Origin of the sequence: Mesorhizobium sp. ZC-5, from assembly GCF_025753855.1 — a bacterium.
Taxonomy (GTDB): Bacteria; Pseudomonadota; Alphaproteobacteria; order Rhizobiales; family Rhizobiaceae; genus Neomesorhizobium.
Genome location: NZ_JAOWPT010000005.1, coordinates 66,661 through 92,321 on the forward strand (window position 1 = coordinate 66,661; position 25,661 = coordinate 92,321).

Annotated in this window: 34 protein-coding genes; 20 read left to right on the plus strand and 14 right to left on the minus strand. The window is 62.4% G+C overall.

The features are described 5' to 3' along the window. Positions 1–3: 3 nt before the first annotated feature. Positions 4–1,014 carry a hypothetical protein gene (locus tag OHD58_RS15370; RefSeq protein ID WP_263804295.1) on the plus strand — a complete coding sequence of 337 codons (1,011 nt, stop codon included), beginning with the start codon at positions 4–6 and terminating at the stop codon, positions 1,012–1,014. A 20-nt stretch (positions 1,015–1,034) separates the two neighbouring features. On the opposite strand, the gene OHD58_RS15375 is transcribed toward OHD58_RS15370, so the two are convergent. Together OHD58_RS15375 and gloA are read right to left on the minus strand one after the other, a co-directional pair. Beyond that, positions 1,035–2,567 carry an acyl-CoA carboxylase subunit beta gene (locus OHD58_RS15375; protein WP_263804296.1) on the minus strand — a complete coding sequence of 511 codons (1,533 nt, stop codon included), beginning with the start codon at positions 2,565–2,567 and terminating at the stop codon, positions 1,035–1,037. A 96-nt stretch (positions 2,568–2,663) separates the two neighbouring features. Further along, on the minus strand, positions 2,664–3,104 hold the full coding sequence (gloA, locus tag OHD58_RS15380; protein ID WP_263804297.1) for a lactoylglutathione lyase: 441 nt from the start codon (positions 3,102–3,104) through the stop codon (positions 2,664–2,666). Positions 3,105–3,343: 239 nt separating this feature from the next. Here gloA and OHD58_RS15385 point away from each other — a divergent pair, with 239 nt between their 5' ends. The 4 genes from OHD58_RS15385 (at position 3,344) to OHD58_RS15400 (ending at position 6,240) form a co-directional block, all read left to right on the plus strand. Then, positions 3,344–3,919 (plus strand): cold-shock protein, encoded by a 576-nt coding sequence (locus OHD58_RS15385; protein WP_318528260.1) that lies wholly within the window; start codon positions 3,344–3,346, stop codon positions 3,917–3,919. 30 nt (positions 3,920–3,949) lie between these two features. Beyond that, positions 3,950–4,462, plus strand: a complete 513-nt coding sequence (locus tag OHD58_RS15390) for a DUF192 domain-containing protein (RefSeq protein WP_263804299.1) — start codon at positions 3,950–3,952, stop codon at positions 4,460–4,462. 26 nt (positions 4,463–4,488) lie between these two features. Next, positions 4,489–5,244, plus strand: a complete 756-nt coding sequence (locus OHD58_RS15395; protein ID WP_263804300.1) for an alpha/beta fold hydrolase — start codon at positions 4,489–4,491, stop codon at positions 5,242–5,244. 126 nt (positions 5,245–5,370) lie between these two features. Further along, positions 5,371–6,240 carry an alpha/beta fold hydrolase gene (locus tag OHD58_RS15400; protein ID WP_263804301.1) on the plus strand — a complete coding sequence of 290 codons (870 nt, stop codon included), beginning with the start codon at positions 5,371–5,373 and terminating at the stop codon, positions 6,238–6,240. A 48-nt stretch (positions 6,241–6,288) separates the two neighbouring features. Here the strand turns inward: OHD58_RS15400 and OHD58_RS15405 are convergent, their stop codons facing one another. Together OHD58_RS15405 and OHD58_RS15410 are read right to left on the minus strand one after the other, a co-directional pair. Further along, on the minus strand, positions 6,289–6,666 hold the full coding sequence (locus OHD58_RS15405) for a hypothetical protein (RefSeq protein WP_263804302.1): 378 nt from the start codon (positions 6,664–6,666) through the stop codon (positions 6,289–6,291). 197 nt (positions 6,667–6,863) lie between these two features. Then, entirely contained in the window at positions 6,864–7,451 is a 588-nt protein-coding gene (locus OHD58_RS15410) for a hypothetical protein (RefSeq protein WP_263804303.1), read from the minus strand. A 121-nt stretch (positions 7,452–7,572) separates the two neighbouring features. On the opposite strand from OHD58_RS15410, the gene OHD58_RS15415 reads away from it, so the two are divergent. Next, entirely contained in the window at positions 7,573–8,835 is a 1,263-nt protein-coding gene (locus OHD58_RS15415) for an esterase-like activity of phytase family protein (protein ID WP_263804304.1), read from the plus strand. Between the two features lie 38 nt (positions 8,836–8,873). Here OHD58_RS15415 and OHD58_RS15420 read toward each other — a convergent pair whose 3' ends face one another. Beyond that, a complete protein-coding gene (locus OHD58_RS15420; RefSeq protein ID WP_263804305.1) occupies positions 8,874–9,674 on the minus strand; it encodes an enoyl-CoA hydratase-related protein in 801 nt (266 codons plus the stop codon). A 110-nt stretch (positions 9,675–9,784) separates the two neighbouring features. On the opposite strand from OHD58_RS15420, the gene cysE reads away from it, so the two are divergent. Continuing rightward, positions 9,785–10,633, plus strand: a complete 849-nt coding sequence (gene cysE / locus OHD58_RS15425; RefSeq protein ID WP_263804306.1) for a serine O-acetyltransferase — start codon at positions 9,785–9,787, stop codon at positions 10,631–10,633. Positions 10,634–10,659: 26 nt separating this feature from the next. Here the strand turns inward: cysE and OHD58_RS15430 are convergent, their stop codons facing one another. Continuing rightward, complete coding sequence (locus tag OHD58_RS15430) at positions 10,660–11,145, minus strand: CAP domain-containing protein (protein ID WP_263804307.1); 486 nt, start codon at positions 11,143–11,145, stop codon at positions 10,660–10,662. Positions 11,146–11,301: 156 nt separating this feature from the next. On the opposite strand from OHD58_RS15430, the gene OHD58_RS15435 reads away from it, so the two are divergent. Then, positions 11,302–11,502, plus strand: coding sequence for a DUF3126 family protein (locus tag OHD58_RS15435; RefSeq protein WP_263804308.1), 201 nt, complete (start codon positions 11,302–11,304; stop codon positions 11,500–11,502). A 6-nt stretch (positions 11,503–11,508) separates the two neighbouring features. Here the strand turns inward: OHD58_RS15435 and OHD58_RS15440 are convergent, their stop codons facing one another. Continuing rightward, complete coding sequence (locus OHD58_RS15440) at positions 11,509–12,240, minus strand: hypothetical protein (protein ID WP_263804309.1); 732 nt, start codon at positions 12,238–12,240, stop codon at positions 11,509–11,511. Here OHD58_RS15440 and OHD58_RS15445 point away from each other — a divergent pair. From OHD58_RS15445 to OHD58_RS15460, 4 genes are all read left to right on the plus strand, one after another. Then, positions 12,182–12,688 (plus strand): DUF6949 family protein, encoded by a 507-nt coding sequence (locus OHD58_RS15445; RefSeq protein ID WP_263804310.1) that lies wholly within the window; start codon positions 12,182–12,184, stop codon positions 12,686–12,688. The genes OHD58_RS15440 and OHD58_RS15445 overlap by 59 nt on opposite strands. 37 nt (positions 12,689–12,725) lie before the next feature. After that, positions 12,726–13,253: a gamma carbonic anhydrase family protein gene (locus OHD58_RS15450; protein WP_263804311.1), complete on the plus strand. Its 528-nt coding sequence runs from the start codon at positions 12,726–12,728 to the stop codon at positions 13,251–13,253. 89 nt (positions 13,254–13,342) lie between these two features. After that, entirely contained in the window at positions 13,343–13,489 is a 147-nt protein-coding gene (locus OHD58_RS15455; protein ID WP_263804312.1) for a hypothetical protein, read from the plus strand. Position 13,490: 1 nt separating this feature from the next. Continuing rightward, on the plus strand, positions 13,491–13,745 hold the full coding sequence (locus OHD58_RS15460) for a GlsB/YeaQ/YmgE family stress response membrane protein (protein WP_263804313.1): 255 nt from the start codon (positions 13,491–13,493) through the stop codon (positions 13,743–13,745). A 160-nt stretch (positions 13,746–13,905) separates the two neighbouring features. Here OHD58_RS15460 and OHD58_RS15465 read toward each other — a convergent pair whose 3' ends face one another. The 3 genes from OHD58_RS15465 to OHD58_RS15475 form a co-directional block, all read right to left on the minus strand. After that, positions 13,906–14,511 (minus strand): transglutaminase-like cysteine peptidase, encoded by a 606-nt coding sequence (locus OHD58_RS15465; protein ID WP_412177221.1) that lies wholly within the window; start codon positions 14,509–14,511, stop codon positions 13,906–13,908. 361 nt (positions 14,512–14,872) lie between these two features. After that, the gene (locus OHD58_RS15470) at positions 14,873–15,493 is read right to left on the minus strand and encodes a PilZ domain-containing protein (protein ID WP_263804314.1); all 621 of its coding nucleotides are present in this window, start codon (positions 15,491–15,493) and stop codon (positions 14,873–14,875) included. A gap of 112 nt (positions 15,494–15,605) precedes the next feature. Further along, complete coding sequence (locus OHD58_RS15475) at positions 15,606–16,244, minus strand: PAS domain-containing protein (protein WP_263804315.1); 639 nt, start codon at positions 16,242–16,244, stop codon at positions 15,606–15,608. Positions 16,245–16,607: 363 nt separating this feature from the next. Between OHD58_RS15475 and OHD58_RS15480 the strand changes: the two genes are divergently transcribed. The 4 genes from OHD58_RS15480 to OHD58_RS15495 all read left to right on the plus strand — a co-directional run bounded on the left by OHD58_RS15480 (position 16,608) and on the right by OHD58_RS15495 (position 20,128). Then, a complete protein-coding gene (locus tag OHD58_RS15480) occupies positions 16,608–17,363 on the plus strand; it encodes a rhomboid family intramembrane serine protease (protein ID WP_263804316.1) in 756 nt (251 codons plus the stop codon). A gap of 149 nt (positions 17,364–17,512) precedes the next feature. Further along, positions 17,513–17,944, plus strand: a complete 432-nt coding sequence (locus OHD58_RS15485) for a CBS domain-containing protein (protein ID WP_263804317.1) — start codon at positions 17,513–17,515, stop codon at positions 17,942–17,944. Positions 17,945–18,130: 186 nt separating this feature from the next. Continuing rightward, positions 18,131–19,633 (plus strand): Asp-tRNA(Asn)/Glu-tRNA(Gln) amidotransferase subunit GatB, encoded by a 1,503-nt coding sequence (gene gatB, locus OHD58_RS15490; RefSeq protein WP_263804318.1) that lies wholly within the window; start codon positions 18,131–18,133, stop codon positions 19,631–19,633. A 3-nt stretch (positions 19,634–19,636) separates the two neighbouring features. After that, on the plus strand, positions 19,637–20,128 hold the full coding sequence (locus tag OHD58_RS15495; protein ID WP_263804319.1) for a GNAT family N-acetyltransferase: 492 nt from the start codon (positions 19,637–19,639) through the stop codon (positions 20,126–20,128). Between the two features lie 9 nt (positions 20,129–20,137). On the opposite strand, the gene OHD58_RS15500 is transcribed toward OHD58_RS15495, so the two are convergent. Then, positions 20,138–20,881 carry a methyltransferase family protein gene (locus OHD58_RS15500; RefSeq protein WP_263804320.1) on the minus strand — a complete coding sequence of 248 codons (744 nt, stop codon included), beginning with the start codon at positions 20,879–20,881 and terminating at the stop codon, positions 20,138–20,140. Positions 20,882–21,051: 170 nt separating this feature from the next. Between OHD58_RS15500 and OHD58_RS15505 the strand changes: the two genes are divergently transcribed. After that, entirely contained in the window at positions 21,052–21,531 is a 480-nt protein-coding gene (locus tag OHD58_RS15505) for a GNAT family N-acetyltransferase (RefSeq protein WP_263804321.1), read from the plus strand. Here OHD58_RS15505 and OHD58_RS15510 read toward each other — a convergent pair. After that, entirely contained in the window at positions 21,509–22,006 is a 498-nt protein-coding gene (locus OHD58_RS15510; RefSeq protein ID WP_263804322.1) for a hypothetical protein, read from the minus strand. The two genes, OHD58_RS15505 and OHD58_RS15510, sit on opposite strands and share 23 nt — an antisense overlap. A 149-nt stretch (positions 22,007–22,155) precedes the next feature. On the opposite strand from OHD58_RS15510, the gene OHD58_RS15515 reads away from it, so the two are divergent. The 3 genes from OHD58_RS15515 (at position 22,156) to OHD58_RS15525 (ending at position 23,666) form a co-directional block, all read left to right on the plus strand. Next, complete coding sequence (locus tag OHD58_RS15515) at positions 22,156–22,551, plus strand: NADH:ubiquinone oxidoreductase subunit NDUFA12 (RefSeq protein WP_263804323.1); 396 nt, start codon at positions 22,156–22,158, stop codon at positions 22,549–22,551. A 255-nt stretch (positions 22,552–22,806) separates the two neighbouring features. Next, a complete protein-coding gene (locus tag OHD58_RS15520; protein ID WP_263804685.1) occupies positions 22,807–23,229 on the plus strand; it encodes a DUF2155 domain-containing protein in 423 nt (140 codons plus the stop codon). 74 nt (positions 23,230–23,303) lie between these two features. Beyond that, on the plus strand, positions 23,304–23,666 hold the full coding sequence (locus OHD58_RS15525) for a hypothetical protein (protein ID WP_263804324.1): 363 nt from the start codon (positions 23,304–23,306) through the stop codon (positions 23,664–23,666). A gap of 10 nt (positions 23,667–23,676) precedes the next feature. On the opposite strand, the gene aat is transcribed toward OHD58_RS15525, so the two are convergent. Both aat and accC read right to left on the minus strand, forming a co-directional pair. Further along, a complete protein-coding gene (gene aat, locus OHD58_RS15530; RefSeq protein WP_263804325.1) occupies positions 23,677–24,288 on the minus strand; it encodes a leucyl/phenylalanyl-tRNA--protein transferase in 612 nt (203 codons plus the stop codon). An 18-nt stretch (positions 24,289–24,306) separates the two neighbouring features. Further along, positions 24,307–25,650 (minus strand): acetyl-CoA carboxylase biotin carboxylase subunit, encoded by a 1,344-nt coding sequence (accC, locus tag OHD58_RS15535; RefSeq protein WP_263804326.1) that lies wholly within the window; start codon positions 25,648–25,650, stop codon positions 24,307–24,309. Between the last annotated feature and the right edge of the window lie 11 nt (positions 25,651–25,661).

Genomic DNA, 25,661 nt, shown 5'->3' on the forward strand with positions numbered 1-25,661 from the left:
GGGATGGCAACCAGGAAACCGCAAAGTCCGCCGATCAGGTTTGCCGAGCTGCGCAAGCGTTGCAAGGCCGCCTCGCTCAGCGAACAGGAGCTGCGCGACTACTTCCAACCCGACGATGAAAACAGCAAGCCTTTCGCGCCGGCGCTGAAGCTCAATACGGAGCTGGTGGAACTCGGACGCGCTAGGCCCAGCCCCAGAACGATCGCGAAGCTCTATGCCGAGGCGACCCTGGCCGCGACGCCGGCCCCCGACCTCAAGGCACGGCGCAAGCGTGTCGCCGAAGCGCGGCGTGCGCCGTCATCGGCGCGGGCGCGGTTGAAACTGCTGGCCGAGGGCGATTCCTGGTTCAACCTGCCGTTATGGTATCCGCCGACATCGCTCGATTTCCTCGCCGCCGATTTCGATGTTCGCTCTATTGCCATGTGGGGCGACGAGTTGGAGGCGATGGTGGCGGCGAAACAGTATCGGCAGCCGCTGCGCTCCGGTCAGTTCCGGCATTTCCTGTTTTCGGGTGGCGGCAACGACGTACTCGGTTCGATCCCTACCTATGTGAAGCGGCGCCGGCCGGGCGATACCGACCCCGCCCATGCGCCGGACTATGTCAAGCCGACCTTTTCCCAGAAGATCGGCCAGATGATTGGGCTCTACCGCACGCTAGCCGCCGATGTGCGTGACGCCACCGACAGGAGGACCGTGCTCTACGTCCATGGCTACGCCAACGCCATTCCACTGAAGGACCAAAAGTATCTTGGCAGGCCGCTCGCTGAGCTGGGCTTCGATCCCGTCCAGCACGAGCTGCTGTGCAAAGCGGTGGTGGCGCACATGGTGGGCATGTTCAACACGGCGCTGCAATCCTTCGCTCAAAGTACCGCGCAGGTCGTCTATGTCGACTTGAGACCTGCTATGCGCGTCGGTGACTGGCATAAGGATGAAATCCATCCCGCGAGGCGCGGCTCCCAGAATATTTCCAGAGTTTTCGCCGCAGCCGTGGGCGCCAACACGCCGACCGTATGATTCTGCAGGCGACGGGCGCCTCACAGCGGAATATTGTCGTGCTTCTTCCAGGGGTTATGCAGATCCTTGTTGCGCAGCATGCGCAATGACCGGGCGATGCGGCGGCGGGTCGAGTGCGGCATGATCACCTCGTCGACATAACCACGCTCGGCGGCGACGAAGGGCGACAGGAAGCGGTCTTCATAGGCCTTGGTGTGGGCGGCGATCTTGTCCTTGTCGCCGATATCCTTGCGATAGATGATCTCCACCGCGCCCTTGGCGCCCATGACCGCGATCTGCGCGGTCGGCCAGGCATAGTTCATGTCGCCGCGCAGGTGCTTCGAGGCCATGACGTCGTAGGCGCCGCCATAGGCCTTTCGCGTGATGACGGTGATCTTCGGCACTGTCGCTTCGGCATAAGCGAAGAGCAGTTTTGCGCCGTGCTTGATCAGGCCGCCATATTCCTGGGCGGTGCCGGGCAGGAAGCCCGGCACGTCGACGAAGGTGACGATCGGGATGTTGAAACAATCGCAGAAGCGGACGAAGCGCGCCGCTTTGCGGCTTGCATCCGAGTCCAGGACGCCCGCCAGCACCATCGGCTGGTTGGCGACGAAACCGACGGTGCGGCCATCGACGCGGCCGAAGCCGGTGACGATGTTCTTGGCGAACGAGGCCTGGATCTCGAAGAAATCCGCCTCGTCGCAGGTCTTCAGGATCAGTTCCTTGATGTCGTAAGGCTTGTTGGCGTTGTCCGGGATCAGCCGGTCGAGCGACATGTCGTGCTCGTCGACGCTCTGGTAGTTCTCGATCTCCGGCAGTTCGCCGGTGTTTGACTGCGGCAGGAGATCGATCAGGCGGCGCATCTGCAGCAGCGCCTCGACATCGTTGTCGTAGGCGCCGTCGGCGATGGAGGATTTCGTCGTGTGCACGGAAGCGCCGCCAAGCTGCTCGGCGGTCACCGTCTCATTGGTGACGGTCTTCACCACATCCGGCCCGGTGACGAACATGTAGGACGTGTCGCGCACCATGAAGATGAAGTCGGTCATCGCCGGCGAATAGACGTCGCCGCCGGCGCAGGGCCCCATGATCACCGAAATCTGCGGGATGACACCCGAGGCGAGCACGTTGCGCTGGAAAATCTCGGCATAGCCGCCGAGCGCGGCCACACCTTCCTGGATGCGGGCGCCGCCGGCATCGTAGATGCCGATGATCGGCGCGCGGTTGCGCAACGCCATTTCCTGCACCTTCACCACTTTTTCGGCATGCGCTTCGGACAGCGATCCGCCGAACACGGTGAAATCCTTGGCGAACAGGAAGACGGTGCGGCCGTTGACGGTGCCCCAACCGGTGACGACACCGTCGCCGGCGATCTTCGTCCTCTCCATGCCGAAATCCGTGGAGCGGTGTTCGACATACATATCGAATTCCTCGAAGGAGCCCTCGTCGAGGAAGATTTCGATGCGCTCGCGGGCGGTGAGCTTGCCTTTCCTGTGCTGGGCGTCGATGCGGGGCTGGCCGCCGCCCATGCGGGCGGTTTCGCGGCGGCGCTCGAGTTCGTGCAGCACGTCTTTCATGGCGGGTTCCCCAAGGATGCTATCGCAGCGGTGTTAGCACGCCGGCAAAGGCGCGCAAACACCACCCGAAGCGATGGGGAGTGGACTTTGCCGGACCTACCAGTTGCCGGTGTTTCCCATCGAGGCCCACGGCTCGGCTTTCTCCTTGGCCGGGCCTTTCTGCAGAAGCTCGATGGAGATGCCGTCCGGCGACTTGATGAAGGCCATGTTGCCGTCGCGCGGCGGCCGGTTGATGGTGACGCCGCTGTCCATCAGCCGCTGGCAGGTTTCGTAAATGTCGTCGACCTCGTAGGCGAGGTGGCCGAAATTGCGGCCGCCCTTGTAGTCTTCCGGGTCCCAATTGTAGGTGAGCTCGACCAGCGGCGCCTTCTCGGTGATGCCGTTGTGTTCGTCTTCGGGAGCAGCGAGAAAGATCAAGGTGAAGCGCCCCGCCTCGTTCTCGTAGCGGCGGACTTCCTTCAGTCCCAGCTTGTTGACGTAGAAATCCAGCGACTTGTCGATGTCGGCGACACGGACCATGGTGTGCAGATAGCGCATCTTCGTTCCTTCTGATTCAACGGTTCGCCGGAACATAGGGCGGTGAGGCCGGTTGCGGCAACCGCCTGTCCGCCATTCTGCTTAAGCAAGACTATTCGCAGTATTTCGTGGGTGAATGTTGAAAAGTTGACTGCGGCTCTTGCACTCACGGGAATGCCAAGTGTTATTCTCAACCAACAAGAATCAGTTGCGGCGTTTCGAGGAAAGGGTGCGTTCGGATGGGGGACAAGGCCTCTTTCATGGGGCATGATGCGTTGAGGGACGACGCGTCAACCCGGGACGAAGCTGGCGAACAGGCTGGCCTGGTCGAGATATCCGGCGCCATCAAATGGTTCGACGTCGCCAAGGGCTACGGCTTCATCCTGCCGGATGTCGGCGGCATGGGCGATGTCCTCCTCCATGTGACCTGCCTGCGCCGTGACGGTTTCCAGACCGCACTTGAAGGTTCGCGCGTCGTCTGCCTCGTCAAGCAGGGCGAGCGCGGCATGCAGGCCTTCCGTGTGATCTCGATGGACAATTCCACCGCCGTGCATCCCGCCGAAATGCAGGACCAGCGCACCCATGTCGCGGTGACGCCCGACAGCGGGCTGGAGCGGGCGCTGGTGAAGTGGTTCAACCGCACCAAGGGGTTTGGCTTCCTGACCCGCGGCGAGGGCACTGAAGACATTTTCGTGCATATGGAAACGCTCCGGCGTTACGGCGTTACCGAGCTTCGCCCCGGACAGGTCGTGCTGGTGCGTTTCGGCCGTGGCGACAAGGGCCTCATGGCTGCCGAAATCCATCCCGACATAGGCACCCTGCCGGTCGCGCATTAGCGGTGCGACGTCGGGCGACGGGGCGAACTGATGTCACCAAGAATCTGGCTGGCTGCCGGCGCGGTCACTGCGGCGTTTGTCGCGGTATTCCTCTATCTCAACCTGCAGACCCCGGCGGCTGGCCAAAACGCGCCCATGCTGCTGCCGGTCGATCCGGCGCCGCTCGTCGTCGAGACCAGGGCTGGCAAAAAATCCTTCACGATCGAGGTCGCCGACACGGCGGCGGAACGCGAGCGGGGGCTGATGTTCCGCGAGACGATGGACGACGGCCACGGCATGCTGTTCGTTTTCCAGGCGACGCAGAGGCAGGCGTTCTGGATGAAGAACACGCCGCTGGCGCTCGACCTGATTTTCATCGGCCAGGACGGCGTCGTCAATTTTGTCGGACGCGGTGAGCCGATGTCGGAGGCGGTGGTCGGGTCGCCGGACCCAACCCGTTTCGTGCTTGAACTGAAAGCCGGAATTGCCGAAAAGGCCGGTATCGAAAATGGCGCCCGCATTCGCCATCCGGCGATCGACAAGGTCACCGGTTCGGCTGGCTGAAGCGCCGGACAGCGCAGGCGGATATGATGCAATTTTTCACCCATGACGGTTTCGAACTGGCTTTCCTCGACAAGGGCAAGGGCGATCCGGTGCTTCTGATTCATGGCTTCGCGTCCAGCCATTTCGTCAACTGGGTGTCGCCGGGCTGGTTCAAGACTCTGAACGACGCCGGCTACCGGGCCATCGCCTTCGACAATCGCGGCCACGGGCAATCGTCGAAGAGCTACGACCCGGCCGATTATACGCCGCAGAAGATGGCGAGCGATGCCGCAGCGCTGCTCGACCATCTCGGCATCGAGCGGGCGCATGTGATGGGCTATTCGATGGGCGCGCGCATCGCGGCATTCCTGGCGCTGCAAGAGCCGGCAAAGGTGGCGACGGTGATTTTCGGCGGACTGGGCGTCGGCATGGTCGACGGGGTCGGCGACTGGGACCCGATAGCCGACGCGCTGCTAGCCGAGGACGCCGCCGCAGTCACGCATGAGCGCGGAAAAACCTTCCGCGCTTTCGCCGACCAGACCAAGAGCGACCGACAGGCGCTGGCCGCCTGCATCGCCACCTCGCGCGAACTTCTGAGCGAGGACGAAGTCGCGCGTATCACGCAGCCGGCGCTGATCGCGGTCGGCACGAAGGACGATATCGGCGGTTCGCCGGAAGAACTGGCGGGCCTGATGCCGAACGCCGAAAGTTTCTGGATCGAAGGCCGCGACCACATGCTTGCGGTCGGCGACAAGGCCTTCAAGCAGAAGGCGCTGGAGTTCCTGAAGAAACACCCGCTTTGAGGCGAGGGTGCGGCGGGGGCGGGGGCGGGGCTTGCCGCCGTCCTTGCCCTGGCGTCGAAGGTCGGTCTTGCCCAAGTCCGCGAATTGCTAAATAAATATAATAATAACGAGGGCGCGGAGAGCGGCTTGAGCGAACCACACGCGATCGAATTCACCGGTGCCGAAGGCAACCGGCTTGCCGCCGACATCTGGGACGGGCGCGGCCACCCGGTGCTGTTTTTCCATGGCGGCGGCCAGACGCGCCGCGCCTGGGACGCGACGGCCAGACGCGTGGCTGCTGCGGGCATGCGGGCAATCACCGTAGACCAGCGCGGCCATGGCGAGAGCGAATGGGTGAAAAGCGGCAATTACACGTTTGCCGATTTCGCCGAGGACGTGGCGGCCGTCGTGCGCCAGACCGCCGAAAAATTCCACACCGCGCCGTCCGCCGTCGGTGCCTCGCTGGGCGGCTTGTCGTCACTGGCTGCCGAGGTGCGGCACGGGCCGTTGCTCGATTCGCTGGTGCTGGTCGACATTACGCCGCGCATGGATCCGGACGGCGTCGCCAAGGTGCAGGGTTTCATGGGCGCGCGCATGGAAGAAGGTTTCGCGACGCTGGAAGAGGCGGCGGCGGCGATAGCCAGCTATCTGCCGCACCGCAAGCGGCCGACTTCGCTCGACGGTTTGCGCAAGAACCTCAGGCACTCCGAGGATGGTCGCTACCGCTGGCACTGGGACCCGGGTTTCATGACCAGCCAACGCAACATCAATCTCGGCGCGCGCGAACTCATGGAAGAATTGATGGCGGGCCTGCCGAAGCTGCATCTGCCGGTGCTTCTGGTGCGCGGCATGCAGTCGGAACTGGTGCACGAGGCCTATGCGCGCGAATTCGTGCAACTGGCGCCGTCGGCGAGTTATGTCGACGTTGGCGGTGCCGGCCACATGGTTGCCGGCGACAAGAACGACATCTTCTGCGGCGCGATCCTGGATTTTCTGACCGATCGCGAAGCGGCGTAACGTCCGGCGCGAAGCCGCCGCCGAAATGGCTCCGGCGGCGGCGGTGTTTCAGCTCTCACGGGCGAAATCGCGGTTCCGGTCCTGCCACAATTCCAGCAGGGCCAGCGCGGCCACACAGGCGCCGAGCACGAAGTGCCAGGTGCGCAGCATGCCGCCATAGTTCAGCGCGACGGGGGCGACCATCACCCAGACGCCCAGCGCAAGTTCCATTATTTCTTCCCAGCGGCGCAGTGCAAGCTGCTCCACGCCGGCTAGCACTACAATCGCCGCACCGGCGAGCGCGGTGACAGTCATCACCGTTGGGCTGGGGGCGGGCTCCATGAACATCGGGGAAATCAGGATCGCCGCGCCGAGGATCATCGACAGGATGTCCTCCCAGCGCCGATGCGCCATCAAGCCCGATTGCATGCTGTTGAGGGTTGCCATGACGATACTCCTCTCAGGCTACTTGAGCGTAGCTCAAACGCCCGTGAGGACTGGTGCGTTGCGATTGTCGAACTCCTCAAGCGAGCGTCCGTACGCACTGAGAATATTATCCCAAAAATCCGGCGAAAAATCAATGATTTCAGTGTCGCACCTTTTGCACACAGCGGGCTAAGCGAAATGAGACAACGGTTCTTTGCTCAGGCCAGCCTTGCGATCGACCGGGCGATGTTTTCGCGCGCCTGCTGTTCGAGGCTGCCGCGGAAAATTTCGGTGTGGAAGATGTGCGGGCGGGTGAGGAATTTCTTCAGCACCGCAGCACGCCCGGCGCGCCAGGCCTGCTCCTCGACCCAGCCATATTCCAGCCGGACGGCCTGTTCGTAGGCGTCGAATTCGGCGGCGGGCGCGCCGAGGATCGATAGGTCCATGTCGAGGAAAAGCGCTGCGTCCCGCCGTGCGGCCTCGTCGGCAAAATCCGGGACCTGGTGGGTGGCGGTCGCCTCGATCATGTTTGCGATGCGATGAAGCCGCTCGGGCTCGACCTTGCCGGACAGCTGTGTGATTGCAAGCTCGGCGCTTTTCAGCTCGTTGTCTTTTCTTGTGCTGTCGTAGATCGCGTCATGGAACCAGATCGCCGCTTCCACTGCTTCGGCGTCCTTCAGGGCGGCGCGGTGGCGGTCGCAAAGCGCCAGCAGTGCCTCGATGTGGGAGAGGCCGTGATAATGGCGGTCCGGTGCGCGGTAGAGTGCGGAAAGCTTTGCCCTGGTAGCCTTGTCGATCAGCGTCACTGGAGCCTCGTTGACATTCGGTCCGGTTATGTGCGGCCTTTCCAGGCGTCGGGGCAAGTTCTTCGAACGATATTGGTCTTTGCGGGCCGATGGGAGATGATCCAACCGTGATCGACATGGCATGAGCCGTTCTGCAATGAAGAAGATGGGGCATCAACGCGTGCGCGTCGAACGGCTTTCCTGGACGGATGTCGAGATAGCGGAAATTCCGTTGCCGAACGGCGTCACCGTGAAAGTTACACTCGGCGTCGGCTCCGGCCTGCACCGTAATCCCCACCACCGAACGGGGATAGTCTGGGCGATCGCGGATCGTGGACCGAACCTGCTTGTCGATCAAGCCGTCGAACATCTGGGCCTGACGGAACTTGCCCATCTTATCGAGATCGACGGCGCCAAAATACAGCTTGAGCCCGACTCCGGACCGGCGATCGTCGAACTGCGGGTCAGTGGCAACAGTGTCGCTGCGACACGTGTGCTGCCGTTACGACTGCCCGACGGCAACAAGGCGACGGGTCGGCCGAACCCGCTGGCGAATGCCGGCGGCGAGCGAACCTTTGATCCGACGGGCAGGGAAATTTCACCGGATCCGGACGGGCTGGACCCCGAAGGCCTCGTCGCGCTGTCGGACGGCTCCTTCCGCGTCGTCGAGGAATACGCGCCGTCGATCCTGGTTGTCGACAAGGCCGGTGTCGTTCGCGAACGCTGGGTCGCAGCCTCGTTACGATCCGCCCTCGCGGGCGCGAAGGCAACCGTGGTGCCGTGCCTGCCGCCGATCGCCGCCCACCGCCGTCTCAATCGCGGCTTCGAGGGAATTGCCTTGACGCCGGACGAAAGCGAAATTCTGGTGGTGTTCCAGAGCGCCCTTGCTCATCCCGACGTTGACGGCTTCCGGGCCAATCGCTGGTGCCGGATCTGGCGGCTGTCGGTTAACGGCGGTGCGTTTCTGGGGCAATACGCCTATCCCCTGGACAAGGCGCACAGTTTCGAACGTGACAGTGCAAGCGGTGACGTCGAGCAAAGCGACGTCAAGCTATGCGAACTGGTCGCCATCGATGCCGAACGGATGATCGTTCTGGAGCGCATCTCGCGCACCGCCAAACTATATGAAGTGAAGCTCTCCAGCGAGTTCGAGACTCCACAAAATTTCATGGATGAGGCCCATCGGCCTGCGCTCGAAGAAATCGAACCAGAGACGGCGTCCCGGTTCGGAGTTGTCGCCTTGAAAAAGCAGCTGCTCTTTTCGACCGACAAGGCGCTCGATGTCGCGCCCGATATCGAAGGCGTGGCGCTCCTCTCCGGAACAGAACTGCTGCTGGCAACCGACAATGATTTCGGGGTGACCGGCGCCGAAACAAGCTTTTGGCGCGTGGTTTTCGATCGGTAGACGCGCGGGCGATCGACCTGAAGAAGCCGGTGCTCTTTCTACTTTCCTACGAAAACGGGCTTGCGGCGGGCGGCGAAGGCGGCGCGTCCTTCGGCATAGTCGGCGCTGTCGAATGTTTCGTCGCCCATGGCCCTGGCGTGGGAGATATCGGCCGGGTTGCCGGACAGCACTGCGCGGATGGCGGCTTTCGAGGCCCGGTTCGACAGCGGCGCGTTGGCGGCGATCTCCTCGGCGAGTGCAGAAATCCGCGTCTCGAAGTCATCCGGCTCAATGGTCTCCAGCAGAAAACCGGCGGCGAGTGCCGCCTTCGCATCGATGCGGGCGGCGGAGAAGGCGAGATATTTCGCCATCTGCGGTCCCGCCGCATGAACGATGTCGGCCATGGCATCGTGCGGATAGGCAAGGCCGAGTTTTGCGGCCGGCACCGAAAACAGTGCGTCCGGGGTGGCGATGCGCAGGTCGCAGGCGGCGGCCAGTCCGAAACCGCCGCCGAAACAGATGCCGCGGATCGCCGCAATGACCGGTACTGGCGCATTGCGGAAAGCAGCGAAGGCGGCCGAGTTGGCGGCTTCGTAGTCGCGCGCCGTGGCGGTGTCCCGGCGTACGGCGTCGAACTCCGCAATGTCGGCGCCGGCGCAGAAATCATGGCCGGCACCACGCAGCACGATGACGCGAACCGTCGGATCGCTGCCCAATGCGGTTGCTTCGGCGGCGAGGTCGCGCCACATGGCGTGGCTGACGGCGTTCTTGCGTGACGGGCGGTTGATGGTGATGGTCGCGACATTGCCGTGACGGCCGATCAGCAAGGGTTTGTTTTCTCTGTCGGCCTGAATTTCCATGAACCAAATCCGTTTGACGGCGACTTAAGGAAAATTGAGTTCAATCGCCCTATATTCTGGCGTATGTATCACGCCCGAGCAGCCAGACCGCAAGGTACGGAGACGGTCCCATGAATTCCATGAGCGCATCGCGCAGCAAATTGCAGCCGGTCGACCCGATCTGGGCGGCCATCCGCGCCGAAGCGGAAGAAGCCGTGACGCGGGATCCGTTGCTGTCGGCATTCCTCTATTCGACCATCCTCAACCATGACAATCTGGAAGACGTCGTCATCCATCGGCTCGCGGAGCGGCTCGACCACCAGGACCTCAGCGCCGACCTGATCCGCCAGACCTTCACGGAGATGCTGCGCGACAATCCGGACTGGTCGACCACGGTGCGCGTCGACATCCAGGCCTATTACGACCGCGATCCGGCTTGCGACCGCTTCATGATGCCGGTTCTCTATTTCAAGGGTTTTCATGCCATCCAGACGCATCGGCTGGCGCACTGGTTGTGGAACCGCGGACGCAAGGATTTCGCGCTCTACCTGCAAAGCCGCTCGTCCTCGGTGTTCCAGACCGACATCAACCCCGCGTCCAGGATGGGCAAAGGCATCTTCATCGACCACGCTACCGGCCTGGTGGTTGGCGAAACCGCGGTGATCGAGGACAATGTTTCGATCCTGCACGGCGTGACGCTAGGCGGCACCGGCAAGGCCGGTGGCGACCGGCATCCGAAAATCCGCTACGGCGTGCTGATCGGCGCCGGCGCCAAGATTCTCGGCAACATCGAGGTGGGCCACTGCTCGAAGGTCGCCGCCGGTTCGGTCGTGCTGGCGTCGGTGCCGCACAACAAGACTGTGGCCGGCGTGCCGGCGCGGGTGGTTGGCGAAACGAACTGCGACGAACAGCCGTCGCGGCAGATGGATCAGCTGCTGACGTCGCGGCAAATGGACCACGTCGTCAGCTTCGACATCTGAGGAGCAGAGCGCTTCCAAAGCTCCGATCAGCGCCCGAGCACAAGCGCCCAGTAGCGGCGGCCGCTGTTGGCGTCGGCCACGTAGGCCAGGCCATATCTGCTGAAGCGCGGGTCGAGCATGTTGCGGCGATGGCCGGCCGAATTCTTCCAGGCCGTGAACAGGCTGCCGAGATCCTTCTGGCCGGAAGCGATGTTTTCGGCCGCGGCGCCCTCGATGCCGTTGGACTTGATCCGCGAGGCGAAATCGCGCCCGAGCCGCGTCGTGTGCGCCATCTTGCCGGTCTGCGCCATGTATCCCGCCTGCTGCAGCGCGGCCTTTTCGAGCGCCGGGTCGGAAGAAAGCGCGGGTAGGCCGTTTTCGGTGCGGATCGCGGTGAGGTAGCGGCCCGCAGACAGCGCCGCGCCTTCGCCGGTACGGTTCGCGGTCCCGCAGGCGGCAAGCACGAGCAGACCGGCGGCGGTGACCGCATGGCGAAAGCGGCGGGCCGCTGGGACGCTCGGAAGTATCGTCATGACGGCTCCATTTTTGCTGGCGTTGTGATCCCCGCAGATCGTGGCTTTTGGTTGGCGAGGCGGCGGAGCGCGTGCAGCCGTCGCCTTTACATCGCCATCGTTGACGTGCCAGAAGCGCCTTCATCCAGAAGAGTGGCAAGACCCCGGAGAGAGCAGTTGAAACCCGAAGAAATCAGAAAACTCGACGCGTTTTTCAAACGCACTTTCCAGAACCCCCGCCTGGAGGTGAAGGCACGACCGCGCAAGGAAGATTCGGCCGAGCTCTATATCGGCGACGAGTTCCTTGGGCTCGTCTACAAGGACGAGGACGACGGCGACTACAATTTCTCGATGGCGATCCTCGACATCGACCTGTAGGCCGGATCAACGGCCGGTCTTGAGATAACCCGCGGCGGTCGTCAGCACCGCCGCGTCGAGGGCACGCCAGCCGAGCAGCAGTTCCTTGGGGAACCGGTAGGACAGGCTGAGATCGTCGCCGATCAGTATGTCGCGCTCGCAGGGCGCCAGCGACTGCTCGGCGCTTTCGCCCGAGAGGCAGCGGGCGACGAACGGCGTTTCTCCGCCGCGCTCGGCCACCGCCAGAACCTCATTCACATAGCCCGATTTTTCGGTGAAATTGTAAAGCGTGATACCGCCCTGGCCCGGAACGCCAGGCTGGGTGATCAGCGAACGGTAGATCGGATCGAAGCGGCCGCTCATGTCGCGCGACATCATCTGCCTTTCGAACGAAAGAAAGATGATCTTCCTGCTGGCGCCGACATGGTTGAAGTCGTCGCGGGCGGCGGCGGTATAACCCGTCATCGTCGGCCAATGCAGATAGAGATCCAGGCGCTCGGCAATGCCGTCGCGCCGTGAGCGCTCGAAGCGGGTGACATTGGCCGGGACCGTCAGCACATTGTTTCCGATCACCACCTCGTGGATCGTGGTGTCCTCGGTGTGGCCGGCAAGCACGATCGAGCGGCCGAGCCACTTGCCGGCGATACTGATGCCGACCGACAGCACGGCGAGGATGGCGAAAACATAAAACGCACGCAACATGAAGGCCGAATCGACTGCCTTCACTTCAGGTTCGCCGAGCATTTCCGCCTGCTTCATGCCTGTAATCCTGCGCCTTGCCCGACAGCTGTACCCCAACGGCACAGTCGCCGGCGGCATGGCTCTTGCATCTTGTCTGCCGGACCGACTGTGCGTTTCTTATGGTAAATGGACGGTAAACATGAATGGGCTGCAGCTTGCGCTGTTCGCATTTCTGGCCGGATTGACGTTTGCCGGGCTGGCCGGTTCGGCGCTGGAGCTGCTTTTCCAGCGGCCGGTTTCGCTGGGCATGCCTTTTGTATCTCCAGATCGTGTCCTGAGATCGCTGGGCTTCACCTTGCTGGCGGGTCCGCTGATGCTGGCTAACGAGGCGCTCGCCGCATGGCGCATCGGGAGAATAGGCCTGAGTCTGCTCGCCGTCTGCACCGGCGGCGCCTGCCTGTGGGCTTGTGCGGCCGGAATCCTGATCCTCGAACTTGCCTTTTGCCTCGCCGGGCTTTTAGGCTGAGCACGCGGCGGGGCCGCTCGAATTTCAGGGAGCAGCAATGCCGATCTACGCACTCGACGGAATCAGTCCGCAATTCGACGACCAGGCAAGCAACTGGATCGCGCCGGACGCGACACTGATCGGACGCGTGCGGCTCGGCCGCAATGCCAACATCTGGTTCGGCGTGGTGATCCGCGGCGACAACGACGAGATCAGCATCGGCGAGGACAGCAATGTGCAGGAACTCACGGTGATCCATACCGATACGGGTTTTCCGCTGGTGATCGGCACCGGCTGCACGATCGGCCACAAGGCGATGCTGCACGGCTGCACGATCGGCGACAACAGCCTGATCGGCATGGGCGCGATCGTGCTCAACGGCGCCAGGATCGGCAGGAACTCGCTGGTCGGGGCAGGGGCGCTGGTCACCGAAGGCAAGGAATTCCCGGACGGCTCGCTGATCGTCGGCTCGCCGGCCAAGGCGGTGCGGCAGCTCGATGACGCCGCGATCGCCAGGCTGCGCGGGGCGGCCGCCCACTATGTCGCCAACGCACGGCGCTTCATTGCCGGCCTCAAGCCGGCCTGAGCGAAAGCTTCGGTGGACGGCTGCTCTCTCCGGCTCGACACATTGCCGCAGGTCTGATTACGTCGGGCGGAAGGAGCAAACACAGACGCATGAACCAGAACGTTCTCTATCTCATCATCGGAGCGCTTGCCGTGATCGTCATCGCGCTGGGTGTCTACGTATACCAGAAAGAATCCGAGCCTTCCGGGGTCGAGATGCGCATCGACGATTCCGGTATTTCAATCGAGGAGAAATGAAATGGGTGTCGAAAGTCTTCTTGTATTCCTGATCATCGGCGCGATCGCCGGCTGGCTGGCCGGCCTGATCGTCAAGGGCTTCGGGTTCGGCCTGCTCGGCAACATCGTGGTCGGCATCGTCGGTGCGTTCATCGCCGGCCTGATCTTCCCGCGTATCGGCCTCGCGTTCGGCGGCGGCATCCTGGCTGCCATCGTGCATGCCACGCTTGGCGCGATCATCCTTTTGGTGCTCATCAGACTGGTAAAGCGGGCCTGATCTGCAAGCTTCCGGTTGAATTGAAACAGGCCTGGCCTTGCCAGGCCTGTTGTTTTCTCACTCCAAAAAGGTGGAGCCGGCCCGGGGACTGGGCCGGCTCCTAACCCGGTCGTTGGGGACGGGGAGGGTGGGGACTCGACCGGGTATTCCTGTCGCTCGGTTACCTGACCGAACCGACCGCAACCGCGCGGCCGTCATTGATCGACACCCAGGCGCCGGAGTTCTTCTCCGATTGGCGCTTGAGATAGGTGTAGTCGGTGTCCTGCCAGGCGAGAACGCGGGGCTCCAGATTGTCGAGGATGTAGTCGCCGTTGCTGGTGCGCACGGTGAGCACCGCGTGGCCGTCGCCATTCGGCTGGCGGACCACGGTGATAAGCAGGCTGCCGGCCGGGACGCCGAGCGTCATCAACTCGCGGCGCTTTTCCAGCACATAGTCCTCGCAGTCGCCGACGCCGTCCGGGAATGACCAGATCTCTTCCTGGCCCCACATTTCCGCATCGGTACGCGGCACCACGGTGGTGTTCACAGAATTGTTGATGTTGATCATTGCCGCCCAGAGCTTGCGGGTGAGTTGCACCGGACGGGAGCTCGATGTCTTCTGGGCGCATTCTCGCGGCTCCGTCTGACAGAACTGATAGTGGCCGATCGGCTGCGTGGTGCGGCCGCCAGTGACCATGGCGGCGGGACCCGCCTGTGCCGCCCCCACCCAGGAGGCCAGCGAGAAGCTCAAGGCTGCAAGCAGCAGTCCGAATTTTGTTTTTGTCATTGTATCGTCTCCCCAGTCGAGGGCACAATGACAGAGGCGAATTTATTTGACGCAAAATCCGGAAGTATATATTGAATAGAGATAGAGGAGAATAAGAATAAAACTTAGATCAAATAAGTATAAAATTTTCATAAAATTGGTGCCGGCTGTTAACCATGGTGCCATGCGGCGGTGGGGCGCAAGGTGCGCGGGGGAAGAGCCAGACTGGCAGGGCAGGGAAGGCGGGGTGCGCAGCGGCCAAGGGGGCTAACGCTACCGCGGGGCGCCGGCCCGCAATGCCTGGCGCGGGATCATTATCGCGGCAAGCTGCGCCGCGTTGTAAATCGGTATGAAGGAAGCTGGAGCCGCCGGCTCCGCCGGATCAGGACGGGCGGCTGCTGCTGAATTCCGTCTCGAGCGTCTCGGGCCGCTGGATGACTGCGAATTCGAGAGCGACGCCGTCCTCGAAATGACGGACAACCTGGCCACGCATGGTGCCGAGCGTGACCTGGACGCCAAGCGCCGGCTTGACGTCGATCTCGACGGCAGCACCGGACAGCGACAGGTCGATGATGCGGCACGGATACTGGCGTCCGTCCGTCAGCACCAGAACGCTTGACGGATTGCGCGGCGCAACACGTTCGTGGCGGCGATCTTCCGGCAGGTCGAGTTCGTGCTTGTTGGCAAGCCAGGTGAGTTGCGCGGCGAGCTTGTCCTTCTTGCGGTCCGAGGCGATGACGGTCATGGCGAAACCGTCCTGCATCGTGCGGGTGACCACACCTTCGACGCGGCCTATATGGTCGATATAGGCAATGACCTTTTCGCCGGGGTCGCCAACACGATCGGCACGCAGCGCAACGTTGCCGGGCGACATGTCGACGACCTGGCAGGCATGTTCCGACCGGTCTTCCAGCATGAATCGCCCGTACATCTTGACGCGGACGCGCTGGAAGTTCCTTCTTTCCACTCTGGACGACTTCAGATCGACCGCAGCAGACTGCATCACGGCATTCCCCTCATGTCCTTCGCGATGCGAAGAAACGCATGCCGGAAAATACCGGAATTCCGGTTAACAACCGGTAAGTCCGAAGCAGCAAAATCGCCGGATTTTTAAGCTATTCCTCGCGTCCGCCGTCGAAGATGACAAGATGGCGGATGCGGCGGCCGCGCGCCGGCTCTGTTTCGCCGCCGGCAAGGATTTCGTCGCTCGGTGCAAGCGAGGGAACCGGCAGCGCCGGCCGGCTCTTCAGGAACATCGGTTCGCGATCGGGGTCGACGACGCGCACCGAATCGATGCGCGCCTCGACGATCGGGTCGGCGCCGAGCCAATAGGGCCTGGCGATGGCCGAAATGACGCCCATGCAGCGCGGGTTCTCCAGGCCGCCATCGAGCGGCAGGATCAATAGTTCGAAGGGATTTTCGCGGCCATTGCGGCTGATGCCGTCGAAGGTGACCACCACGACGGATTTGGACGTGAAGGCACCCTGCACGAGGCGGCCGATCAGCCGCTGATCCTTTTCCTTCCACAGCGACGAGAAGGAGAACCCCTTGAGTTCGCGGCCATAGGCCGCGCACAGCCGCGTTCCGGCGAGCCTGAACACGGCTTCGCCACGCGTATCCTTCTCGAGGATGAAGGTATCGGCGAGGAGGGTCTTTATGTCGGCGGGTTCGATTTCGGTCCGTTTGGGGGCCGTCCGTCCGTCGCGCAACCTGTTCCAATAATGGAACAAAGCGATCGATCCGTCCTGTTTCATGCTAATCCGCTCCGCGCGTTCTGCCATCAAGTGTTCCATCGGTGAACAGAAGGGCGCCCTCCTGTGACCTACATGCAGTTCGGAGCAGGTTGCATGCCAGCGGCGTCGCCCGTTGTTCACGGGTCGGGGGCGTTAAGGTTAACAGATGGTTTACGTTGCAGAACGAAGAGGCCTGTGGCACCTCTAATTCACTCCATGAAGGAGCCGCTCCTGACCAGCGGCAGCGCTTCAGTCAAAGTTTCAGGGGGAGCACGGGGACTCGACAGGCCGTTCAGGGGAAACTCTGGACGGCCTTCTTTTTTGCTGATTCGGCACGGCTCGCCTAAATAGGCGAAGATGAGCAAGCCGGGAGATTCGCCGTCGATGAGCCAACCAGAAGGCAATGACGGCGCCGCCGCCCCGGAACCCGTCGAACTGCGCCGCCGCGAGCCGATGTTCAATCTGCCAACGGTGGTGGTGGCGCTGATCGCGCTCTGTACGCTGGTCCATCTCGTGCGCCTCTATATCCTGAGCGGCCAGCAGGATCTCGAATTCCTGGCGCGCGCGGCATTCGTTCCGATCTTCTATTCCGGACGGTTCGTCCTTGACGTCTTCACCTTCACCAGCCCGATCACCTACGCCTTCCTGCATGGCTCGTTCCTGCATCTGGCCGTCAACATGATCTGGCTGGCGGCATTCGGCTCGCCGCTCGCCAATCGCCTCGGCGTTTCGCGCTTCCTGTTGTTCTGGGCCTTCACCGCGCTCTGCGCGGCGGCGCTGCACTATGTTCTCCACATGACGGACGAGGCGCCGCTGATCGGCGCTTCGGGAGCGATCTCCGGCATGATGGGAGCGGCGGCGCGCTTCGGCTTCCAGATCGACCGAAGCTCGGGCAAGCCGGCCTTCGCCGGCAGGCTGATGCCGATCGCGGCGATGTTCCGCTCGCGCTCCGTCGTCACCTTCCTTGCTGTGTGGATGGCGGTCAATTTGGTCACCGGGCTGGTCGGGTTTGCCCCGGGCGTCGACGACACGATCGCCTGGGAAGCGCACATAGGCGGTTTTCTGGCCGGCTTCCTGTGCATCGACTGGTTCGACAAGCAGCAGCGCGCCGGCGATCCCGGAGGTTGGGACGAACACTGAGCTTTCACCGCTCGGCATTAGCGCTTTCTCATACAGCTGGCGGATTTCTTCATACACTTGAAAAGCGCCGCTCCCGAGAGCACGATAGGTCGCGTCGGGGAGGGACGCTGGCCGGGAAGCCCGTGCCGGCCGCAGAGGAGGAGGTCACCATGACGGTGAAGGCGATTCTGGAACTCAAGGGCCACGACGTTCTGACGATCGGGCCGAATGAAAAGCTATCGGACGCGATCCGTGTTCTGGCCGAACGGCGCATCGGCGCGCTGGTTGTCACCAATGGCGACAAGAAGATCGTCGGCATCCTCTCCGAGCGCGACATCGTTCGCACCATCGCCAAGGATGGCGCCGCCGCGCTCGACCATCCCGTTCGTGACGCGATGACCGCCAAGGTCAAGATCTGTAACGAACATCACACGGTCAACGAGGTCATGGAAATCATGACCGCAGGACGCTTCCGTCACCTGCCGGTGGAACGCGGCGGCATGCTGGACGGCATCGTCTCGATCGGCGACGTGGTGAAGCGGCGCATCGAGGACGTCGAGCGAGAGGCCGAGGAGATCCGCGCCTATATCGCCACCGCGTAAGCCAGACCCTTCCGACAACTGTCTGTGGCGTCATCGGCCGCTGCACGCAGCATCGACGATGAAGGCTGCCAGCGCTGCCTTCCCGGCTTTGCGCTTGTCTCCGGCGGCGGTTTGCACTAGCGAAAGGCCAATACGGTTCGTATCAGTTCATACGGGCCGCATCGCCCACTTTCATCACAGGCCGCCATGTCTCTCATCGATACCCGCACGCCCGAAGCAAAACGCCTGATCCCCGGCGCCACCGGCGACTGGGAGGTCATCATCGGGCTCGAAGTGCATGCCCAGGTGACATCGGAGGCAAAGCTGTTTTCCGGCGCCTCGACATCGTTTGGCGCAGCACCTAACGCCAATGTCTCGCTGGTCGATGCCGCGATGCCCGGCATGCTGCCGGTGATCAACGAGGAGTGCGTGCGCCAGGCGATCCGCACCGGCGTCGGGCTCAAGGCGCAGATCAATCTGAAGTCGGTGTTCGACCGCAAGAACTATTTCTATCCCGACCTGCCGCAGGGCTACCAGATCTCGCAGTACAAGCAGCCGATTGTCGGCGAGGGCATCGTCACGGTTTCCGTGGGGCCGGACAGCAAGGGCGAGTTCGAGGATATCGAAGTCGGCATCGAGCGGCTGCATCTCGAGCAGGACGCCGGAAAGTCGATGCACGACCAGCATCCGACGATGTCGTTCGTCGACCTCAACCGGTCGGGCGTGGCGCTGATGGAGATCGTCTCGAAACCCGACATGCGCTCGTCGGATGAGGCGAAGGCCTACCTGACCAAGCTGCGCACCATCGTGCGCTATCTCGGCACCTGCGACGGCAACATGGACGAAGGTTCGATGCGCGCCGATGTCAACGTGTCGGTGCGCCGGCCGGGCAGTGAGTTCGGCACGCGCTGCGAGATCAAGAACGTCAACTCGATCCGTTTCGTCGGCCAGGCGATCGAATACGAGGCGCGGCGGCAGATCGCCATCCTCGAGGACGGCGGCAAGATCGACCAGGAAACACGGTTGTTCGACGCGGCGAAGGGCGAGACGCGGTCGATGCGCTCCAAGGAAGAGGCGCACGACTACCGCTATTTCCCCGATCCGGACCTGCTGCCGCTGGAATTCGACCAAGCCTATGTCGATGCGCTGGCAAGGGAACTGCCGGAACTGCCGGATGCCAAGAAGGAGCGGCTGGTGAAGGCGCTTGGCCTGACGGCCTATGACGCCTCGATTCTGGTCTCTGAAAAGGCGATCGCCGACTATTTCGAAAAGGTGGCAAGCGGGCGTGACGGCAAGACGGCCGCCAACTGGGTCATCAACGACCTGCTCGGCGCCTTGAACAAGGCCGGAAAAGACATTGAAAACGCTCCGGTTTCACCGGAGCAGGTCGGCGCGGTCATCGATTTGATCAAGGAAGGCACGATCTCCGGCAAGATCGCCAAGGATCTGTTCGAGATCGTCTGGAACGAGGGCGGCGACCCGCGCGAACTGGTCGAGAGCCGCGGCATGAAGCAGGTCACCGACACCGGCGCCATCGAAAAGGCAGTCGACGAGGTGATCGCCGACAACCCCGACAAGGCCGAGCAGGCGCGCGCCAAGCCGAGCATGGCCGGCTGGTTCGTCGGCCAGGTAATGAAGGCGACCGGCGGCAAGGCCAACCCGCAGGCCGTCAACGCATTGGTGAAGGCCAAGCTCGGCATCGAGGAATAGGCGATGTTCGTGCGGACGGCGGGCGAACGCGACCTGGAAGCCATCCGCGCGCTGCTTGTCGAAACATGGCACGCGACCTACGACGGCATCTACGGTGCCGAGAAAGTCACCGAAATTACCGACGACTGGCATTCGATCGCCGCGTTGCGCCGGCGGCTGACGCGGCCCAATTCGGAGTTCCTGGCTGCCGACGACGGCAAGCGGATCGCCGGCATGGCTTATGCAGAGGCCGACGAGACGGGCGGTACGGTCACCCTCAGGCAGCTTTACGTCCTGCCCGCGTTTCAGGGGCGTGGCATCGGCAGCATGCTGCTCGACGAGGTCATCGAGAGTTTCTCGGAAGCGAAACTGCTGCGGCTGGAGGTCGAGGAAGCAAACGAAAAAGCAATTGCCTTCTACGTCGCGCAGGGCTTCGCCAGGACGGGCCGCACGGCCGATTGCGGAGGCGAGGGCTCCGACATTCCGGCCCTGGTCTACGAGATGCCGCTGGTCTGAATTTCCGCGTCAGCGGCCATCGACGTGGAGCAATAGTGTCCGTTTCTTCATCCATACCAGGGCGGCATAGACCAGGAATCCAGCGGCAAGGAATGCGATCCAAGCGCCATCAAGACCTGGCTGTGCCTCGGTGAGGTATTCGCGCGCCTGATCCAGCACGAAAAGCGACGCGAGAATGGAGAGCATGCTCGAATGCTCTCGCTTCAACACGGTGCGGAAGGAAAAAGGCAGTTCCGGCCGCTTCCAGCTGGAGAGGCGGGGAAAGAATGCCGGAACCTTCCTCGCCCATGCCAGATAGGTTTCGCCGAACTTTTCGGTCAGGAAGCGCTCTTCCGCCGCGATGATCCGCTCCAGATAGACGATCAGGAACAAAAACATGACGAGCGACAGAGAAAGACTTTGGGTGAACATCGTCACCCCCATGATCGTCACGGCGTTGCCGAGATAGAGCGGGTTGCGGGTGACCGAATACATGCCGGTCGTATTGAGCGATTCGGCGATCTGACGGCGCGTGTTGCGACCGGACGTGCCACCTGGAATGAAGCCGGCGGCAAGCGCGCGAATGCCAAGCCCGGCGAAAGCGATCGCGATACAGAACGCTTCGTACAATTCGTCAGCCCATGGACCGAAATATGTTTCCACGGGTTCCGGCTGACTGATCGTCAGCAGGATCATCGGCGCGAAACCCAGAAGAACGTAGCTGCGCCAACGGAAGAACCAGCTTCCCTGCCGCACAAGTGAATCGGTGATCATGGAAATCTCCAAAAGCGGAACGTTCAACTGGGCCCAGATTCTGGCCGAAATTGCGGCCAGCCGCGGGATGTTGCTCAAATTGCCGCAGCGATGCCGGAAGGCATCTCGAAAATCCTCCCCGAAGCGGCTAACGACGGCAGTGCTGAAACACGTTGAAGGAATCACCGTCCGTGGCCAAAGACCATACCGCCAGCCTCGCGATCAGGCTTGCCCAGCGTGCCGACCTGGAAGCGCTGATCGAGATTTTTGCCGCCGACGATGTCGGCGGCCACGGCGATACCAACAATCCGGACGCTCTGCCGGCCTATCAGGCGGCATTCGACAGGATCGCCGCCAATCCTTTCGACACACTATATGTCGCGGAACTGGATGGCGTGGTGGTCGGTACGTTCCAGATGACGCTCGGGACGTCGCTTGCCTCGCGCGGCGCTTCCTACCTGACGATCGGCGCGGTGCAGACGCGCGCCGACAAACGCGGTCTGGGCATCGGCGCCGAGATGATGCGCTATGCGATCGAGCGAGGCCGGGAGGCGGGGGCAATGTCCATCAAGCTGACCTCAAACAACGATCGCGGCGACGCACACCGTTTCTACAAGCGGCTGGGCTTCAAGCAGAGCCATGCCGGGTTCAAGATGAAGCTCCGGGATTAGCAATTGAACGCGCTTCTTCCTCGGCGATCCGACCGATGTAAACGGTAAAGTCCGGGTCTTCACCAGGCAGCAGTTGCGGGAGATTCTGGCGAAAATCCTCACGCCGGCACCATTCGCGCATGAAATCCTCCCATGAACGCCAGCGCCTTGCCTCGCGCACCGTCATCGTGTCCTTGTAAGCGAACACATAGGCGCGCTCGAAAAGTGCGACGAGGATACCGAACATGGCGAGCATGCGCTCACGTTGATCCTCGCTGAGATTTGGCGTGGCGGTACTCGATTGCAGCTTCAGGTCGGGATTGTCTAGCGTGAGTTTCAGGAAATCCGTATAGCCGTCGGAAAGCAGCTGGTAGATTTCCTCCTCTTCGGTCTCACGCTGCTTGCGCTTTTCGTGGAAGAAAATGAAGATCGCGAGCGGCAGGCCGACCACAGTCACGATGTAGCTCAGCAACTCCCAGACCTGCATCATTTCCATTGGCGATATCCTGGCGCGGATGCGCATGACCTTATGTGGAACAGCGACCGCTGCCAATCGCCGCGGCGAGGCAGTCAGCCCCTTGCCACGGGCGTCGGCGGACGCCATAAGGCGGTAAGCTGGAACCCGCGCCGTCGCGAGGAAAGACCATGAAATTCCTGACCCAGTTCTTCACCTGGTGGAACGGCCAGACACTCGGCACCCGTTTTCACACATGGCGCTACGGCACCGAAGTCGGCCATGACGAATTCGGTAACATCTACTACGAGGGCGGCAAGGATTCGGAAGGCCGCACCCGGCGCTGGGTGATTTACAACGGCTATTCGGAGGCTTCGATGATTCCGCCCGGCTGGCATGGCTGGATGCACCACCGCGTCGACACGCCACCGGCCAAGGAAGATTACAAGCCGCGCGAATGGCAGAAGCCGCACGAGCCGAATTTCACCGGTACGCCTGCCGCCTACCGGCCGAAGGGGTCGGTGCTAACCAATGAACAGCGGCCGCGCGTCACCGGCGATTACGACGCCTGGACGCCGGGTAATTGACGCTGGCGCGACGGCAGGTCCTTTGTTGCCACAATTCGCGTTTAACCGGGTTTTGTGCATGGTGCGGTGACACTGCCCATTCGGCGAAACCTGATTCGGGTGCAACTTCCGGTACATTTGATGAAAATTGACTGGCGATTTAGGAATGCGGCGCTGCTGATGGGATGCATTGCCGCCTTCTCCTTCCCCGCTGTCGGGGCGATCCACGCGCAGGAAGAAACGGCGCCGGCGGAAGACGGACTCGGACCGATCGAAATGGAGCCGTTGGAGGCCCCTCCGGCCGAACCTCCGGCTGGGGAGGCACCGCCGGCGGAAGCCGGGCCGGCCCCGGTACAGCGAATCAAGAATCCGATCGCCGAATTCGCCGGTATCGACAAGATCACCGGCCGCATCATCACCTTCGACGTCTATATCGACGAGACGGTGCAGTTCGGCGCGCTGCAGGTGACGCCGCGGGTGTGCTATTCGCGGCCGAAGGAGGAAGAACCCAAGACCGATTCCTTCGTCGAGGTCGACGAGATCACTCTCGACCGCAAGATCCAGCGCATTTTCACCGGCTGGATGTTTGCCGAAAGCCCCGGCCTCAATGCCGTGGAGCACGCCGTCTATGACGTCTGGCTGAAGGCCTGCAAGCAGAAGTCGGACGTGCCGCCGCCGGAAGCAGCCAAAACCAACTGAAACATTCCGGAACCGCGTTCCGGCTGTCTGCGTTCCATTCGAGGTTCCAACCCTCGCAGTGGAGGAGCGTTGCAATGGCAACCAATCACGATGAGATTTTCGCGCTCGAGAAGGACTTCTGGACCGGCGGAGAGAAATTCTTCAAGGCACATACCGACGGCGACTGCCTCGTCGCTTTTCCGGAAATGGTCGGTGTGATGAGCAACGCCGACCTCGCGGAAACCGCCAGGAAGCCCAATCGCTGGAAAGACCTGGAAATCGAACTCAAAGGCATCGTCGAGCCGTCCGGCGGGATCGTGCTTCTCAGTTACGAAGCTCATGCCGTCCGTGAAGGCGGCGAACCTTACAACGCGCTGGTCAGCTCCGGTTACGTGAAGCGGGGCGATGGCTGGAAGATGATGTTCCACGCGCAGACGCCGCTGAAAGCAGTGGCCTAGCCGTTCGAGGCTAGAATTCGGCTTCGCCCTGCAGCGCCGCCTCGAGCATTTTTTCATATTTGCGGCGCGGCACATCGACGGCGCCGAAACGCTTCAGGTGGTCGGTGGTGAACTGCGTGTCGAGCAGCACGAAACCGCGCTCGTTGAGATGAGCCACCAGCCTGACCAGGCAGACCTTCGAGGTGTCGCGTTCGCGCGAAAACATGCTTTCGCCGAAGAAGGCGCGGCCGAGCGAGACGCCGTAGAGCCCGCCGACCAGTTTTCCGTCGCGCCAGGCTTCCACCGAATGACAATTGCCGCGCATATGCAGGCCGATATAGGCCTCGCGGATCGGCGCGTTGATCCAGGTGCTTTCGCGCTCCGCGCGTTCTTCGGCGCAGGCGTCGATGACGGCGGCGAAATCATGGTCGAGGCATATTTCGAAACGGCCCTGGCGAATGGTTTTCGCAAGACTTTTCGGCACGTGCAGAGCATTGAGCGGAATGACGCCGCGGTTTTCGGGCCGCACCCAGAAGACTTCCGGATCGTCGGCGCTTTCGGCCATCGGAAACACGCCGGATGCGTAGGCCTTCAGCAAAAGATCTGGCGGGATGCGATAACCGGGAGCGTAAGGACGGGTCATCGAACCACAGATACCGCGCTACTCGGCCTCCGCCAGATACTTTTCCAGCCAATGGATGTCATAGTCGCCATTGGCGATGTCGGCATTGCCGACGAGGTCGCGGAACAGCGGTAGCGTCGTCTTGATGCCGTCGACGACGAATTCGTCGAGTGCGCGGCGCAAGCGCATCATGCATTCCACCCGGTTGCGGCCATGCACGATCAGTTTGCCGATCAGGCTGTCGTAATAGGGCGGGATCTTGTAGCCGGAATAGACGCCGCTATCGACGCGGATGCCGAGGCCACCCGGCGTGTGGAAATGGGTGATGGTACCTGGCGATGGCGCGAAGGTGCGCGGGTCCTCGGCGTTGATGCGGCATTCGATGGCGTGACCCTGGAACCGAATCTGGTCCTGCGTTACCGACAGGCCGCCTCCGGAGGCGACACGGATCTGTTCGTGGACGAGATCGATGCCGGTGATCGCTTCGGTGACCGGATGCTCGACCTGCAGGCGGGTGTTCATCTCGATGAAATAGAACTCGCCGTTCTCGTACAGGAACTCGATGGTGCCGGCGCCGGAATAGCCGAGGTCGGCGATCGCCTTGGAGCAGGTTGTGCCGATCCTGTCGCGCTCCTCGGCGTTGAGGGCAGGTGAGTTCGCCTCTTCCCAGACCTTCTGGTGGCGGCGCTGCAGGGAGCAGTCGCGCTCGCCGAGATGGATCGCCTTGCCGGCGCCGTCGCCGACGATCTGCACCTCGATATGGCGGGGCTTTTCCAGGTATTTCTCGATGTAGACGGCGTCGTCGCCGAAGGCCGCACCAGCCTCGGAGCGGGCGGTTGCCAGGGCGATCTCGAGGTCTTCCTCGCTGCGCGCGACCTTCATGCCGCGGCCGCCGCCGCCGGCCGACGCCTTGATGATGACGGGATAGCCGATTTCGGCGGCGATGCGCTTGGCTTCGCGCTCCTCGGTGACGGCACCGTCGGAGCCCGGCACGACCGGAATGCCCAGGCGCTTGGCGGTGCGCTTGGCCTCGATCTTGTCGCCCATGATGCGGATATGGTCGCCGGAGGGGCCGATGAAGGTGATGTTGTGGGCGGCCAGGATGTCGGCGAACTTCGCGTTCTCCGACAGGAAGCCATAGCCCGGGTGGACGGCATCGGCGCCGGTGATCTCGCAGGCCGCAACGATCTGGTGGATGTTCAGATAGCTGTCGCGCGACGGCGGCGGGCCGATGCAGACGCTTTCGTCGGCGAGCCTGACATGCATGGCGTCGGCGTCGGCGGTCGAATGGACGACGACCGTCTGGATACCGAGCTCCTTGGCGGCGCGCAGCACCCGAAGGGCGATTTCGCCGCGATTGGCGATCAGGATTTTCTGGAACATTTTCCGGCGCC